The 15,621-nt window shown below is 55.0% G+C and carries 10 protein-coding genes; 5 read left to right on the forward strand and 5 right to left on the reverse strand.

Features of this window, described 5'->3' with window-relative positions; genetic code table 11:
- Positions 1 to 17 precede the first annotated feature (17 nt).
- Entirely contained in the window at positions 18 to 1,715 is a 1,698-nt protein-coding gene (ilvD, locus tag ACR3ZL_RS06085) for a dihydroxy-acid dehydratase (protein ID WP_473648777.1), read from the forward strand.
- 44 nt (positions 1,716 to 1,759) lie between these two features.
- On the opposite strand, the gene ACR3ZL_RS06090 is transcribed toward ilvD, so the two are convergent.
- Positions 1,760 to 3,475, reverse strand: coding sequence for a PTS sugar transporter subunit IIA (locus tag ACR3ZL_RS06090; RefSeq protein ID WP_473653391.1), 1,716 nt, complete (start codon positions 3,473 to 3,475; stop codon positions 1,760 to 1,762).
- Positions 3,476 to 3,948: 473 nt separating this feature from the next.
- Between ACR3ZL_RS06090 and ACR3ZL_RS06095 the strand changes: the two genes are divergently transcribed.
- The 3 genes from ACR3ZL_RS06095 to ACR3ZL_RS06105 all read left to right on the forward strand — a co-directional run bounded on the left by ACR3ZL_RS06095 (position 3,949) and on the right by ACR3ZL_RS06105 (position 8,150).
- Complete coding sequence (locus ACR3ZL_RS06095) at positions 3,949 to 5,007, forward strand: DUF1559 family PulG-like putative transporter (RefSeq protein WP_473648776.1); 1,059 nt, start codon at positions 3,949 to 3,951, stop codon at positions 5,005 to 5,007.
- A gap of 174 nt (positions 5,008 to 5,181) precedes the next feature.
- On the forward strand, positions 5,182 to 6,258 hold the full coding sequence (locus ACR3ZL_RS06100; RefSeq protein ID WP_473648775.1) for a phosphatidylinositol-specific phospholipase C1-like protein: 1,077 nt from the start codon (positions 5,182 to 5,184) through the stop codon (positions 6,256 to 6,258).
- 668 nt (positions 6,259 to 6,926) lie between these two features.
- The gene (locus tag ACR3ZL_RS06105) at positions 6,927 to 8,150 is read left to right on the forward strand and encodes a DUF1559 family PulG-like putative transporter (RefSeq protein WP_473648774.1); all 1,224 of its coding nucleotides are present in this window, start codon (positions 6,927 to 6,929) and stop codon (positions 8,148 to 8,150) included.
- Positions 8,151 to 8,521: 371 nt separating this feature from the next.
- Here the strand turns inward: ACR3ZL_RS06105 and ACR3ZL_RS06110 are convergent, their stop codons facing one another.
- Complete coding sequence (locus tag ACR3ZL_RS06110) at positions 8,522 to 8,644, reverse strand: hypothetical protein (RefSeq protein WP_473648773.1); 123 nt, start codon at positions 8,642 to 8,644, stop codon at positions 8,522 to 8,524.
- 509 nt (positions 8,645 to 9,153) lie between these two features.
- Between ACR3ZL_RS06110 and ACR3ZL_RS06115 the strand changes: the two genes are divergently transcribed.
- The gene (locus tag ACR3ZL_RS06115) at positions 9,154 to 10,665 is read left to right on the forward strand and encodes an arylsulfatase (RefSeq protein ID WP_473653390.1); all 1,512 of its coding nucleotides are present in this window, start codon (positions 9,154 to 9,156) and stop codon (positions 10,663 to 10,665) included.
- A 46-nt stretch (positions 10,666 to 10,711) separates the two neighbouring features.
- On the opposite strand, the gene ACR3ZL_RS06120 is transcribed toward ACR3ZL_RS06115, so the two are convergent.
- From ACR3ZL_RS06120 to mqnB, 3 genes are all read right to left on the reverse strand, one after another.
- Positions 10,712 to 13,261 (reverse strand): glycosyl hydrolase family 95 catalytic domain-containing protein, encoded by a 2,550-nt coding sequence (locus ACR3ZL_RS06120; RefSeq protein ID WP_486173286.1) that lies wholly within the window; start codon positions 13,259 to 13,261, stop codon positions 10,712 to 10,714.
- Between the two features lie 97 nt (positions 13,262 to 13,358).
- Positions 13,359 to 14,855, reverse strand: coding sequence for an Asp-tRNA(Asn)/Glu-tRNA(Gln) amidotransferase subunit GatB (gene gatB / locus ACR3ZL_RS06125; RefSeq protein ID WP_486173287.1), 1,497 nt, complete (start codon positions 14,853 to 14,855; stop codon positions 13,359 to 13,361).
- A gap of 123 nt (positions 14,856 to 14,978) precedes the next feature.
- The gene (gene mqnB / locus ACR3ZL_RS06130) at positions 14,979 to 15,620 is read right to left on the reverse strand and encodes a futalosine hydrolase (protein WP_473648770.1); all 642 of its coding nucleotides are present in this window, start codon (positions 15,618 to 15,620) and stop codon (positions 14,979 to 14,981) included.
- Position 15,621 lies beyond the last annotated feature (1 nt).

The raw sequence follows: 15,621 nt of genomic DNA on the forward strand, positions 1-15,621 counted from the left end.
ATTTAGCCCTCGCCGCCATGACTTCCCCCGCTTCCGACCAAAATGTTCTGAACAAATACAGCCGTCACATCACTCAGCCGAAAAGCCAAGGTGCTTCCCAGGCGATGTTGTACGCGACCGGGTTGACCAGCGACGACATGAACAAGCCCCAAGTCGGCATCGGCAGCATGTGGTACGAGGGCAATAGCTGCAACATGCACTTGCTCGACTTGGCAGCGGACGTACGCAAGGGCGTCGTCGACGCAGGCATGGTCGGCATGCGTTTCAACACCATCGGTGTCTCGGACGGGATTTCGATGGGGACCGACGGGATGAGCTTTTCGTTGCAAAGTCGCGATTTGATCGCTGACAGCATCGAGACGATCATGGGAGCCCAGTGGTACGACGCCCTGGTGACGCTGCCGGGTTGTGACAAGAACATGCCCGGTTGTTTGATCGCGATGGGACGACTGAACCGTCCTTCGTTGATGGTTTACGGTGGCACGATCAAGCCCGGCAAATTTAAGGGCGAAAAGCTGGACATCGTCAGCGCGTTCCAGTGCTACGGCCAATTCATTAGCGGCCAGATCGAAGAAGACGAGCGAGCGGAAATCGTCAAACGAAGTTGCCCTGGGGCTGGTGCCTGTGGCGGGATGTACACCGCCAACACGATGGCGACCGCGATTGAAGCACTCGGCATGTCATTGCCATACTCGGCCAGTATCCCTGCGGTTGATGACGAGAAAAAGGACGAATGCCATCGCGCCGGTGCCGCCATCCTGAACCTGCTTGAAAAGGACATCAAGCCTCGCGACATCATGACTCGCGGTGCCTTCGAAGACGCGATGGTGACGTTGATGGCGTTGGGCGGAAGTACCAACGCGGTCTTGCACTTGATCGCGATGGCACGTGCCGTGGATGTGCCGTTGACCATTGATGACTTCCAGTCCGTCAGTGACCGCACACCGTACCTGGCCGACCTGAAACCAAGCGGCAAGTTCGTGCAGGAAGATCTGCACAGCATCGGTGGTACCCCAGCGGTGATGAAATACCTTCTGGAAAAGGGCTACATCAAGGGCGAGCACATGACCGTGACCGGCAAAACACTGGCCGAGAACCTGTCTGATTTGCCCGGTTTGAAGGAAGGTCAGACGATCGTCTCGATGGTCGAGTCACCGCTGAAGAAATCAGGCCACATTCGTATTCTGAAGGGTTCGCTTTCGCCAACCGGTGCGGTCGCCAAGATCACAGGCAAGGAAGGTTTGCAATTCAGTGGCCCAGCACGTGTTTACGACAGCGAAGAAGACATGCTGGCGGCGTTGGAGCGAAGCGAAATCCAGAAGGGCGATGTGGTCGTGATTCGTTACGAAGGTCCGAAGGGCGGTCCTGGCATGCCTGAAATGTTGACTCCGACAAGCGCCATTATGGGTGCGGGTTTGGGTTCGGACGTGGCCTTGCTAACCGATGGCCGTTTCAGTGGTGGTAGCCACGGGTTTATCGTCGGGCACATCACGCCGGAAGCTCAAGAAGGTGGCCCATTGGCGTTGGTCCAAGATGGCGACACGATCACGATCGATGCGGAAACCAATTCGCTCGACGTCGATGTGGACGAAGCGGAAATGGCAAAGCGTTTAGAAGCTTGGACCGCTCCACCGTTGAAAGCGACTCGAGGCACGCTGTACAAGTACATCAAGTGCGTTAAGAGCGCCAGCGAAGGTTGCGTTACCGACGAGTGAGCATCACTCGATCGGCGTTTTGAAATCGTTAACAGCAAGCCGGATCAGGTTGGACGCAAGCCAGCTTGGTCGGCCGCGTCTTCGAGGAAGTAGTTGATGTCGGTGTGTTTATCGGCGTGTAGTACTTCGTACGCGTGAGCCGCACTGCGAGCGTGGTAGAGTTGTTCGACCAGGTTCGCATCGCGGGTGATCGCGGTGGCAAAGGCGGAGAGCACTTGAAGGTGTCGATTCCGCTCCACTTCCGGAGTCGCCAGCAGCAAAACGGCGTGGACGACGCGGCCATCAGGCGTTTCAAAAGGCAGTCCTTCGGCGCTGATTCCTAAGACTCCTCGAATTCCTTTGCCCTCGTCTTCGTCCAAAATCGCGTGCGGGATCATGAGACCTTGGCCCAGGCAGGTCGATTGTTCGGCGTCTCGGGCCATCACTCGTTTGATGAACTCTTCTTGCGGCAGTTTCATCTTGGACGTCGCGTAGAGCTGAGCGGTCAATTCGCGAATTGTTTTTTCGCGATCGTTCCCGGTCAGTCCCACCGTGATGCGATGTTCTTGCAGGAAGTCCAATAGTCGGGCGCGGTCCTTGCGTGCCTCGCCGGATTTTTCCAATGCGAACCGCGTGGCACTGGGGCCTAAGAGTTGATTGATGGCGAGTGCTGACAAACCGACCGTGTTGACGAGCGTGCGGACCTCTTCGCTGAAGCCAGCCGTGTCGGCGGTGACCAATAGAATCAAACCAACCGCAACGCCGCCGTGGGGTAATAGCGAGATGCCCAGGTATCCGCGGACATTGTCGGTGACTCCGGCGATCGACATCGCGGTGAAGGCACTGATGCATTTCCCGACCAGCCGAGCAAAGAAATACAACGCGACCAAACCGGCCGCCTGTGGGACCAAGCCAAAATCCAATCGCATACCAGCGAACGTGTAGAACAGTGCAAACAATGCACCACTGATCGTTTGCAAATAGGCTTCACCGGAACGCACCAGATCGTGACGCAAGTTGGTTACCACGATTCCGGCGAAGGTGCACGCCAGGATGCCGCCGGATGTTCCAAAGCCAGCCGCCAGGCCCCAGGCTCCTAGAATGGCGGCGACAATGGTTGGGCCTAGAAAGGCCGGGCTAACCATGGTTCGTGTTAGCGCGATCGCTGCTACGGCGCAACCGCCACCGATCATGAAGGTGACCGCAAACTGGACGACCACACTTTGCAAAGCATGAGGCCATCCCACTTTGTCGCCGAGGATCGTGGTGATGAAAACGAATGCCGCCACGGCAATCATGTCAATCAAACCGATCGCGGCCAGTAGGGTCCGGGTCAAAATTCCTCGCCCCCGGGCTTCTTGGATCACCAATACGGTGGTGCCAGGTGCTCCGGCGATCGCGATTGCAGCCAGCAAGAATGCGGGATGGGAGGTCATCACCTCGCCGCCGGGTACAACTGGGCCCAGGTAATAGAGCATCGCCGCGACAATCGCGGGCGTGATCAGAATTTCACCCAGCAGCAACAAGCCGATTCGCTTTCCGGTGTTCCGTAGACTGGCGAAATACAGCGTGGCCCCTACCGTGAAGGCAATGAATCCAAGCACGAAGTGCATGTAAGGCAGGAAGCGATCCAGGCAAAGCGGATCGGCATCGGTATTCATGCCCGGCAGTGCGATCCAGCGGAGCAAGATGCCAGTGGCGATCCAGCCGGTAACCTTGGGGAGCCGAAAGCGAGCAAAGATTTCACCCCCCACGATTCCTGCCACTAGAACCGTCGCCATGTTCAGCAGCGGATCATCGAAGTGCAGATTGACGAACGATTGCAACAGCTTGCGCTCCCGGTATGCGGAGTTAGGGCTAGAGGATTTTGCAAATCAAGGTGGGACATTGGGCTGGTTCCCATCAGCCAACTGAAAGCTGGCGGGTGGGAAGCGTCCCAGCGACCTATCCAAAGATGCTCTGGGTGGGCTGAGTCTTAGTCTGGGAGCATGCTAGTTAAATCCGCCGTGTGGAGATAGTGAAATGAGTCACAGGTGGCAATTATGAGCAATTCGGCGGGGTTTGGCCCGTATCTGTGACCTCCACGACCTTGGCGATCCGGATCAACTTGGTGAAGGATTCGCCGTCGAGCTGCTCATCGGTGGCGGAAAATGCACCGAGATTGGCGGAAGAACGATCGCCCGTTCGCCTTGACCGATTTACGGTCTGAAAGAAGACTGAAAGGTCATCCTTTTCAGTCTCGGAGAGAGCCAAAATGCACGTTCATGACAAGCCGAATCCCCGTTTGCCGGAACGTTTCTGCGTGTCGGAACGCCCGCGGGCTGGCTTCACGCTTGTGGAACTGCTTGTCGTGATCGCCATCATCGGCGTGATGGTCGGCTTGTTGCTGCCGGCGGTTCAGGCTGCTCGCGAAGCAGCAAGGCGAATGCAGTGCAGTAATCATCTCAAGCAAATCGCTCTGTCAGTTCACAACTATCAAAGTGCGTTCAAGAAATTCCCGCCTTCGGCGTTGATTGACCGTAAGGTGACATCGACCGGTAACAATGGTTCTTGGGGAGTTCACGGGCGCATTTTGCCGTTCCTTGAACAAGGCAGCATTTACGAGAACGTGGACTTGTCGATTGCTTGGGACAATCAAAGTGCCATTGATGGCGTAAAGATTCCTACCTACGCCTGCCCAAGCGATCCCGGTAGCGATCTGGAACGTGTCTTCGATGACGGGCGTCCGACCTTGTATGCAACCAATTATGGTTTCAATTTTGGGCGTTGGTTTGTTTACGATCCAGCCGACAACACCGGCGGCGATGGCATGTTCTTTCCCAATCGACTGCTCAGCTTTCGGGATTGCTTGGATGGGACTAGCAACACGCTTTTGATCGGTGAGGTCAAAGCGTGGACGCCCTACACCCGCAATGGTGGTCCGGCATCGACTGATATGCCAGCCAACCAAGCGGAGGCGGAAGTCGTTGTCGCATCGGGGGCACAGTTCAAAAATACTGGTCACACGGAATGGCCCGACGGGCGTGTTCATCACACCGGCTTTACCGTGACGTTGCCACCGAACTCGAAGGTGCATTACACCGATGGCGGCCAGTTGCATGAGGAGATGGACTACAGTTCCTGGCAAGAAGGAAAAGATGGTATCGCCGGCAATCCTACCTACGCCACCATCAATTCACGTAGCCATCATCAAGGGTTGGTCTTGACCGCACGGGTCGATGGATCGGTTGGATCGATCACGGATTCGATTGACCTGAAAACTTGGCACGCGTTGGGGACCCGTCATGGAAAAGAAGTGATTCAAGAACCTTGACGCGTCTTCGACCCTGACACGTCCTCTTTAATCCAAACGTCTTTCTCGCTGTAACGTCTTGGCAATTGCCTTACAATCCTGGGCAGCGGGCGTTGCGCTCGGGAGCGTGGCGTAGCTAAAGGAAGTGTCAAAATGGTGTGTGGTGTAGCAGGTTGGCGGTTCGGTTGTCTCTTGATGAGGGTACTGGTCGGGGTGATTGCCGTGGCGTTCCCATCTTGGGTTGTCGCCGAAGATCTGCGAATGAACCAGATTCAAACGGTGGGAACGCACAACTCTTATCGCATTGGGCCGCCGCCGGAAATCTTGAATTTGATTCGGTTGGTTTCGTCTTCATCGGCCGAGGCGTTGGACTATTCACACCGGCCGATCCCGGAACAGTTAGCTGCACTTTCGGTACGGCAGCTTGAGTTGGATTTGTATGCTGATCCGGAGGGAGGCTTGTACGCCAATCCGATTGGGCATGCGTCGCTGAAGAAGAATGCCGCCAACGTGAAATCGCATCCAAACGCCAACGGGGCGATGGACGTTCCCGGCATGAAGATTCTTCATTCGCCTGGGTTCGATTATCGCAGCACCGTGCCGACACTGAAGGCGGCTCTGACACAGGTGCGCCAGTGGTCCCAAAGCAATCCGGCCCATGTGCCAATCTTGATCTTATTGGAACTGAAGGATTCCGTTGTGGGGCCTGCGATGGTTCAGCCTATTCCGTTTGATGCAAAGCTGCTCGACGCGGTCGATGCCGAGATTCGATCGGTGTTCCAGTCCAATCAGATGATCTTGCCGGATGACGTTCGCGGAACCGAAGAATGCTTGCGAGACGCAATCCAGAACTGCGGTTGGCCGACGCTTGAATCGGCACGAGGTCGAGTTTGGTTTGCGATGGACAACGAGGGCACGTTACCCAAGCTGTACCTCGCCGGGCATCCGTCGCTGCGAGACCGGGTGATGTTTGTTTCGGTTGATGCAGAACATCGGGCTGCCGCGTTTCGAAAGATCAATGACCCGGTCAGCCGCTTCGCTGAAATTCAGCGTGCCGTGCAACAGGGATTGATCGTTCGCACGCGAGCCGACGCCGAAACGCGGGAAGCCCGTCGCGGCGATACGACTCGGCGTGACAAAGCATTCGAAAGCGGTGCACAGTACATCAGCACGGACTACTCGGTGCCCGATGCAAAGTTGACGGACTACCAGGTGTGTCTGCCAGACCAAGCGGAGTACCGCCGCAACCCGGTTTCTGCAGCAACGGAATAGCGACCCCTTTGACAATCGAGCGTCCGATCGCGGGTGTGCTTGCATCGCCCCGGCGTTATCGCATTCGAGACTACCTTGGACGCTCGCGGGTTCGAGCCTGTTTGCACCGTTGCGTACCTATCACTGGTATCGCTATCACACTGGTTTCGCTGGCACACTGGGATCCCTGACGTGTGCAATCCGGCACCCAATTCACGCGTCTTAGCCGGCAGCCCGAAGCCGGGCGGGTGATGAATAATCGGACCTAAGGCGAGTCGTGGTGTAGCTGGCTGCCTGCAATTGCGACGGGCAAACTAAGTGTTGTTTGCTGGAGACACCCAGCTTCACCTACGGCTCAAGGTGGCGAATTTTTAACTGTGATTGTTTTTTTGAAGTTTCGATCGCTGCTAGGGAAACGTAACTCTCCACGCTGCAAACTGACGGCGTTTATGTCGCTATCTAACCGGGTGTGCGCATTTGGTTGTTTGTGGGGCGAAAAAATACAATCGAATTGTGTGGGAAGTTCCTAAGGTGAAATTAGTGCGTAAATCGATGCCCGGTGCGTTTCCCAAAATTTGTTCATAGAGCCATCGCTTTTAAGACGTTTGGGGTAGGCCGGATGTTCGCATCAGGCACCGCGTTTACGCTCATTTCAAATCGATTTCTTTTCTAAGAAAGAGTGGTGACTTATGTTCGGGAACGAAAAGACTCGTGGTTTCACCTTAGTGGAACTGCTCGTGGTAATCGCGATTATTGGAGTGCTCGTAGGCCTCCTATTACCAGCCGTGCAATCAGCACGGGAAGCTGCTCGCCGAATGAGCTGCAGCAATAATTTTAAGCAACTTGGTTTAGCAATCCATAACTACCATTCGGCGTACGGGAAACTTCCAACTCACGCGGGAGGCACGGCCGGTGAATCAACTTACCCAATCACGGCTATTCACTGGAAAAACAGTGCAACGACTAAGCACAATAACACGCGACTGAGCGTCTTGGTACCGCTGTTGCCCTTCGTGGAACAACAAGCGTCATGGGAGCAAATCAGCAATCCTCGCGACGACAATGGTGACGGTACGATTGATTACCCGCCAATGGGGCCGACTCCCGATTTAGCGGCTTACGATCCTTGGGCGACTGAGTTCCCAACCCTGCGTTGCCCCAGCGATCCCGGTGAAGGCTTGCCCTCACTTGGACGAACCAATTACGGATCGTGCCTGGGGGATTCGATTTGGGCAACGATGCTTCGGCGTACTGCCGAGTTCAATACACCTGAAAAGGCGTCCGAACAGAATCGTGCTTCCCAACGTGGCTTCTTCAAGTTCGGCGATCGAAAGGCAAAGTTTCGAGACTGCCTTGATGGGTTATCCAACACGATCGCGATGGGCGAGTTCGCAACTTATCTGGGTGACGCCGACAGCCGAACAAGTATTGCGAACACCACGACAAGCGGAGGCGAGAAATGGATGAAGTCGATGCGAGACGATCCTAAATACTGCCAGTCGCAAGGGTTGTTGGATACAGAGCGGCCTGGCTTCTGGAGTCCTACCGCTACGATTTACGATTACTCTGCGACGGGGAAATACTCCAGTGCTTCGCGAGGGTTCCAGTGGGCGGACTGTCACGCGATGCAATCGGGTTGTTTCACCATTTTACCTCCCAACTCTGAGCTTTGTGGCCACGCACTGTTCAAGGAATTCAGTGTGCAAGCCTCCATGTCGAGTCAGCACCCAGGTGGATGTCATGTCCTGATGGGCGATGGCGCTGTTCGTTTCATAACGGACTCCATCGAAGCCGGCACCACGACAGCCGGGAATGTTTATTTAAGCAACACTCCTGGGGCTGAGAGTCCGTACGGTTTATGGGGAGCACTTGGTACCGGTGCTGCACGTGAAGTAATCGGTAGCGACTTTTAAAGCAGCTATGTACTTGTCTGTCCGATTTTTTCGGACGTGAGGATCCCTAGCAAACTTCGTCGTGCTTGAATCTTGGGGTATGTAACCCGACGGATATTCTCCGTCAGTCCTTTCAAATATTGCAGGGAATAGGTGCCAGAACAGCATTGCAGTTGAGATGGCACCTTTCTTTGATGACTTTTTTCGTTGGGTTCGCGGCCGCGCTGTAGGTGAGACTCGGTTTCACCACGGCTGCGGCACCTCGAACGAAGCTTCGCTTTCACAACTTAGATCAAAAAATCTCTTCCCTTTTTATTCGGCTATAGAACATGAAACCACGTCAAACGTTACCGTTCGTTTTTGCTTGCTTCCTCTTAGGGATGTCGCTCACTTTAACTGGATGCGGGAGTGATGATCCGAAGTTGGTGACTGATGGAATGAGCGATGTAGAAATCCAAACGAGAGATGATCAAACTATCGCCAACAGTCAGCCTCATGACGACAACTGATGTCATGGAGTTGAAAGGCTTTCCGAACCAGATGCTGCCTTTGCTTGCTGGGCAGCGTCTGTAATCGGGAGAAGCCTTTTTAAGCAAGTTAGCCGCATGCGATTGTCGTACTGCTTCAAGTGCTTCACCGATCGATAACGGCGGTGTGCTAGGTGAGACGGCAATCGCAAAGTATTGAGAGTTATGAAAGTAGCTGCGGTAATGTTTCTTCCTGGCTGACTCGTGGGAGGCTTGACCTGGTTGGACTTCGCTTCGAGCGGCTCAGCTTTCTCAACGATCGGTCGGATCGTAGTGGCCGAGGTAACGAGTCCTTCCGCCCGCTCGTCAACCGGACTCGCCGCCTTGTTCACCACTTCGAATCGACATCTTGTTGCCGCAAATACCTTTCCATTGCATTCGACAACGTGGGTGATGACAGTTTCCTCTGTCGAACCCGGTGGCAATCCAATCGAGCCAAATCCTAAATAACGATGAGACTAGAGATGAAGAAAGTATTAGCCGCAGCCAGTGCGGTGATGTTGGGTTGCATCTTTCTCTGCGCGGCATCCTGCTACGCCGAGCGACCAAATTTTCTTGTGATCATGGTCGATGATCTGGGGTACTCGGATATCGGATGTTATGGCAGTGAGATCGAAACACCAAATTTGGATGCACTGGCCAGCGGGGGAATGCGGTTCTCACAGTTCTATAACACCGCGAAATGCCATTCTTCGCGGGTGTGTTTGTTGACCGGTCAGTACTGCATTGCGGCGGGCGACACGGCACTCAACCACGCGGTGACATCGGCTGAAGTGCTTACCGGTGGCGGGTACACAACCATGATGACGGGCAAGTGGCACCTGAAACAGCAACCAACCGATTTCGGGTTTCAAAAGTACTTCGGTCATCTCAGCGGGGCGTGCAACTACTTTGCCGGTGATGATTCGTTTCGGTTGAACGGTGAACCATGGGAAGTACCGGAGAAGGATTTCTACACGACCGTGGCCAACGTGGATTACGGGCTGAAATTTTTAGATGAGGCACGTCAAGCTGATCAGCCTTGGTACATGTATGTTGCCTTTAATGCTCCACACGCGCCGCTGCATGCTTTGCCGGAGGACTACGTGAAGTACAAAGGTAAATATGATGAAGGCTGGGATGTTACGCGCCAGCGGCGGATCGCAAAACAAAAGCAATTGGGTGTTCTGCCAAATTCGCTGAAGCCAAGCCCGCGTCCTGAACATGTGCCGGCATGGGAAGACTTGGAACCTTGGCGGCGTGCCTACGAGGCCAACAAAATGACAACGTTAGCGGCGATGATTGATCGAGTGGATCAGGAAGTTGGACGTCTTGTCGCAGACTTGATCGAGAACAACGAACTGGACAACACGCTAATACTTTTCGTTTCTGACAACGGCGCTTGCCCATACGACCGTCGGGCTCCCTTGTTGGATGTCGAGCCCACCAACGCGGAAACTCTTTTAGGCGATTCAACCGGGTGGGCGTGGGCTAGAAACAGTCCTTTCCGATATTACAAACAGAACCAATTTGAAGGCGGCATTTCGACTCCTGCGATTGTGCATTGGCCTGCCGGTTTGAAACAGCCCGCTGGTTCCATCGTTGATCAACCTGCTCACTTGATCGACGTGCTGCCTACCCTTGCGGATATTTCCGATAGCGAAATACCGACATCATGGAACGATCGCGATTTGCGGTCGGTGTCCGGTGTTTCGCTAAAACCAATCTTTGACGGGAATCAACTCGATAATCGTCCCCCGATTCACTTGCTGTTCGGTTCGGATCGTGGGCTGCGAGATGGTGACTGGAAGCTGGTCAGTTTCCAAAACGAGCGGTGGGAGCTTTACAACGTTGCGAATGATCGCTGCGAACTTAACAACTTGGCCGATCGGGAACCGGAGCGTCTAGCAACGATGGTCGCGATGTGGAACGACATGGCAGAGAGTGTATTGCACTTGCCAGCAAAGGCGCGACCGAAATCTAAGAACCAGACCGGACCCCATGTTCATCGCGAATGGACCCGGTTTTAGGACCTCGACATGCCGGCGATCATCGTTGGAACGGTTTACTAAGTGGCTATTCGGATAGCCGGAACGTCCACGTTTCGGTCTGGCCGGCTTTTAGCGAGACCTTCGCGGTTCCGTCGTGGGACAGCTTCGCTTGTTCACCAGCGGAGTTAACGATGGATTCAATGCCACGTCGCAACCGAAAGGTCAGGGGCTGGTCGATCAACGACCGTAAACGTAAATCGACATCGCCTTTGTCTAGGTTCCAGCTCAACGATTCGACGATCGTTTGGTTGCGGCAGCTCACGCCGGAGATTTGGCCGCTGGGAAATTCGCCGGACAATGCCGGAAGCAATTCGATCTCGCCCGGTTTGGAGTAAACCAGCATTTCCATCACCACGGCGGGCAACGCATTGAGCATGTCAGAGTTGTAGATCCGGCCGGGGTTGTGGAACGTGAACAAGCTAGGCAATAGGTAGTTGTTGCTTAGCATGAAACGCAAATTCCCCTTCACCAAATCGGCATCCTTCAATCTCGCTGCGATCAGTGCCATGTGAGTCAGCCCGTGTGCGGACCCATTGCCGCGCCCTCGTTTCTTCGAGGCAATAACCGCAGCCTGGAAAAGGTCCGGCGTGTCTTCGGGGTTAATCTCATGACCGGGCCAAACTGGATAGAGATGCGACACATGGCGGTGGTCGTAGCGGTCGTCCAGCAATGGTGATGCCCACTCTTTCAGAGCCCCGTCTTCGTTGATCAGATACGCAGGAAGCTCGTCGAGCAGTTGTTGATAGGCGGCAAGTTGTGACTGGGTCAGTCCCGAACGTTCGCCAAGCCCAATCAAGTTTTGCAACGCTTCTTTCGCACAAGCAATGTCCATGGTGGCGTTAATCGCCACGGGGCACTTCGTGTTTCCAGGTTGGTTTTCGGGTGAATACGAAGGCCAGAAAACTCGTTTGCCATCGACATATTGGCCGTTCAGGAAATCGTCATAGAACAACGCAATTTGCTGCATCACGGGCAACAAGTGTTCTTGCAAATACTCTTCGTCGCCGGTCGTTTGGTAGTGTTCCCACATGGGGAGCACCATCCACTCAGCACCGGCGGTCCACGCATGTCCGGGGAACCCGTCGGAAAAGTGGGTGTGCAAATTGTGGCGTCCATCGGTGCGGCAGCCCGATAGTACTCCGCGGCAACCGTATAGATTCGTTGCGTTGATTTTCCAGTCATCGATCAAGCCCAAGACGAGACGATCGTAGCTTGCGATTGCTTCGGGGAGTTGACCTAAGTTGGCGGACGCGATTTGTAGGTTCACGTTTGCATCGAGCGTGAAGTCGCCTGACCATTCCGGTCGCCAGGCACCGTTCCAGATTCCCATCAAGTTCGATGGCCATTCGCCAGACGAACTGATCAGGGTGTACCGCCCCATGTCGAACATTTTTTGCAGCAAAGTGGGCAGCACTTGTTCGTTAGGAAGCAACTTTTGAAGTGCGATCAACCTTTCACTGCTGAGCGAATCAGCGGGATCGTTTGCTCCGTCGTCACTGTTGAGTTGAAACTGAACGCGATCAAACATCGGTTGATGAATCGCGACGTGTCTTGACAGCAATTGGTCGTAGCTGCCCCTGATATTGTCTAGACGACGTTTTAGTGCCGTGAGTGATTCGCCGTCGGCATCGAATTGCTCAAGCGAATCGATTGCAATCAGAAGGCTGATTTCCGGTGCATCAAACGAGACCGCTTCCGAAGCACGCGATTCGGATGCTTTATCATCCGCGAGTTTGGGCTCGGAATTTGTGGAGCCATGAAGTTGCAGCAACGTTTGGTAGCCTCGCGGCGAGCGGTTGTACTTGCAGCGATAGGCGATCGAATCGGGCGTGACCGAAATGGTAGGATCGTGATAACCGCCGCCTTTTCGGTCGACTCGTTTGTTGGCCGGTCGTGAGTCCTGGTTAACGAGTTTGACGCGTCCAGAGATGGGCTCTCCGTCCAGGGCTCGCAACTGCACAACGATGATGTTGTCAGCTCGTGAGGCAAATGTTTTTCGAATGAATTCGCGTCCGCTGGACTGAAAGCGGACGATAATTTCGCCGGTCTGGAAGTTCGTTGACCGTCGATATTGGGTTACCGATGATGCGTCGACACCGTCTTGTTCCAGTACCAACGAACACGCGGGATGGTAAGGATCGGTCCACTGAATACCGGGGAATCCGGCATCGATTGCGGCTTGATAAGCGTGCGCGTAGGCGTCTTTGTATTTGCCGTCTGCCAACAAACGCCGCACTTCAGGTAACGACTTGGAAATATCCGGAACCGGGCAAGGCTGGTCCAGAAGGGGTTCGTAGAGTCGTTCATGGTTCAGAACCACGCGTTCGAGTGCCGGTGTGCCGAACACCATCGCGCCTAGCGTGCCGTTGCCGGTGATCAAAGCATCTTCCCAGCGTTCGGCGGGGCGTTCGCTCCACATCCCTCGCGCAGGCAATTCCGCTTTTGGAATTTGAAACTTACCTAGCGGGGTATCTTGGCCCATCAGCCGTGACGCGGGCCCGCCGACGCTGACGACAACGAACGTTAAGAAATAGACAGTTGTGAGGATCAGCTTCGAATACAACAAACGATGCAAAGTAGGGCCTGCTAGCGAAACAAGTGGGGGACCGATGGTGGCGGCGATTTCAAGGTCGCGCCTTGGAGCCGAGCACATCTTACTTGATCGCAGCTTCCTACATCTTGGCAATCAAGTCGAGTAGCGTTTGACGAACCGCTTGAGGGTTGGCGTTGGGATTCTTTTTGCGAGCTTGACCGATCAACGCGCCCACAGCTTGTTGCTTACCGTCCTTCACATCGGCAACCACTTGAGGATTGTCGGCGAGAAGTTGTTCGCACAGAGTTGTTAAGGCGTCATCGTCAACGGATTCGATTCCCAACGCGGTCTTCGCTTCGGCAAGCGTTTGTGGGTGATTGGTGAGGTGTTCGAAGATGTCCCGACCACGGGATGTATCCAGTTTGCCATCGGTGATCTCTTTGACCAGTTCGCCGAGTGTGGAAGCCGATACCGGAAACGATTCGATTGAAAGATCACGATCTTTCATCGTTCGCATCACGTCCTGCATCACCCACGACGAGGTCTTTTTGGCGTCGCCGCTGGCGTTGGCAGCGGTTTCGAAGTAATCGATCATCGCCTTGCCTTGGTTAACGATCACATCGGCGTCATACATTTTGATGCCGTGTTGATCTTGCAGCCGCCGGCGTGTGACGGCGGGCAGTTCGCCCAAGGTTTCGCGAATGGAGTCAATGAATTCGACGGGCAAGCGTACCGGTAGCAAGTCGGGATCGGGGAAGTAGCGGTAATCGGCCGACAGTTCCTTTTCACGTTGCTCGAAAGTCTTCTCGGCTTGATCGTCCCAGCCCCGAGTGGTTTTGGGGGCGTCATCGATGGTGCCGCCGGTGTCTTCCCACGCAACGACTTGCCGGTTGACTTCGTAATCGATCGCCCGCTGAACGTTACGGAAACTGTTCAGGTTTTTAATTTCGACAATCGGTGTGGCTACTTTCTTGCCATCGACATCAATGTGCAAGTTCACGTTGGCGTCGACCCGCAGGCTGCCTTGAGCCATCTCGCAATCGGAAACTTCCAGGTGGGTAAGCAAGAGTTTGAGTTCACTCAGATACGCTTTTGCCTCGTCGGACGATCGCATCTCTGGTTGGCTGACGATTTCCAGCAGTGGCGTTCCGCATCGGTTGAGGTCAATCTTGGTGTCCGACACGCCAGCGGCTTCATCGTGCATGCTCTTGCCCGCGTCCTCTTCCAGGTGAGCGCGGACGATACCGATGCGGCGGGTTTTGTCCTCGTCGGCCGGATCTTGGATCTCCAGATAGCCATCGGCGCAGATCGGCAAATCGAACTGGCTGATCTGATATCCCTTGGGCAAGTCAGGGTAGAAATATTGCTTGCGGTCCCATTTCGTCATCGGCGGGATCGAGCAATTGATCGCCAGACCGGTACGTACCGACAACTTGATCGCCTCCCGATTCATGACCGGAAGCGAGCCGGGCATCCCGAGACATACCGGGCAAACTTGGGAATTGGCGGGCATCCCGAACTGAGTCGTGCATCCGCAAAAGAGCTTGGTTTGCGTTTTCAGTTGCACATGGACTTCCAACCCAATGACGGTCGTGACGGGGTGTTGGCCGGATGCGAGCAATTGCGAAGATGCCATAGGTTATCGGCGAGTTCGTGGCGAGGCAGAGGAGTCGAAGGTGACAGCAGCCGATAAAATAACCGATCGGCCCAGACTTGGCCCAGGTGTCGCAAAACCACCGTCATGACAGCCGATTTGGCGTCAAAGCGAGGCGAGCGATTGGGCGACGGCGTCGAGTGCGGCGTCAATCTGCCAACCGCTGGGATCCCGATCGCCGGCAACGTTGCTGATTCCACGGACGATTTGCAGCGGGATGTCTGCGATCTGGCACGCCATTGCGACGGCGAAGCCTTCCATGTCCTCGGCGATGACGCCCGGCCCATGCGTTTGACGTCGGGAGTCCGCAACCGTTTGGCTGGCCGATGCAGCGCAGACGGTGAGCAGCTTTTGATCCTTGCCGGTGGGTGACGAGATTTCGATTCGGTCACCGATTGCGGGGCGTGGCGGCGAATCTAGGCTGGGTTCAATTTGGTTCCAACCAAGCTCCCCAGCCGAACGGCACGTGGCCTCGGTAGACGAGACACCGATGCCTTCGCAAATCGCTTCGCTGATCCAGATCGCCGAACCCACCGTTGCGCTGGAGTGCAGCGAGCCAGCTATCCCCGCCAGCACGACCTCGTCGGGTCGCAGTTGTTGAAGCCAGTAACTTGATTGGGCCGCGGCAGCGATGACACCAAAACCGCACAACCGTACTTCCCACTCGGCTAGCGTGTGGGCGTCAACTCGCTTGAGCAACCGCTCCCGTTCAAGAGACGTCGGAATCAGCAGCAAGCGTTTGGACACC

This window comes from Rhodopirellula sp. J20-39, from assembly GCF_057365095.1.

Coding starts and splice junctions, on each gene's coding strand:
- ilvD (WP_473648777.1), top strand. CDS start 18: ATGACTTCCCCCGCTTCCGACCAAAATGTTCTGAACAAATACAGCCGT.
- ACR3ZL_RS06090 (WP_473653391.1), bottom strand. CDS start 3,475: ATGGCGACGGTTCTAGTGGCAGGAATCGTGGGGGGTGAAATCTTTGCT.
- ACR3ZL_RS06095 (WP_473648776.1), top strand. CDS start 3,949: ATGCACGTTCATGACAAGCCGAATCCCCGTTTGCCGGAACGTTTCTGC.
- ACR3ZL_RS06100 (WP_473648775.1), top strand. CDS start 5,182: ATGAGGGTACTGGTCGGGGTGATTGCCGTGGCGTTCCCATCTTGGGTT.
- ACR3ZL_RS06105 (WP_473648774.1), top strand. CDS start 6,927: ATGTTCGGGAACGAAAAGACTCGTGGTTTCACCTTAGTGGAACTGCTC.
- ACR3ZL_RS06110 (WP_473648773.1), bottom strand. CDS start 8,644: ATGACATCAGTTGTCGTCATGAGGCTGACTGTTGGCGATAGTTTGATC.
- ACR3ZL_RS06115 (WP_473653390.1), top strand. CDS start 9,154: ATGTTGGGTTGCATCTTTCTCTGCGCGGCATCCTGCTACGCCGAGCGA.
- gatB (WP_486173287.1), bottom strand. CDS start 14,855: ATGGCATCTTCGCAATTGCTCGCATCCGGCCAACACCCCGTCACGACC.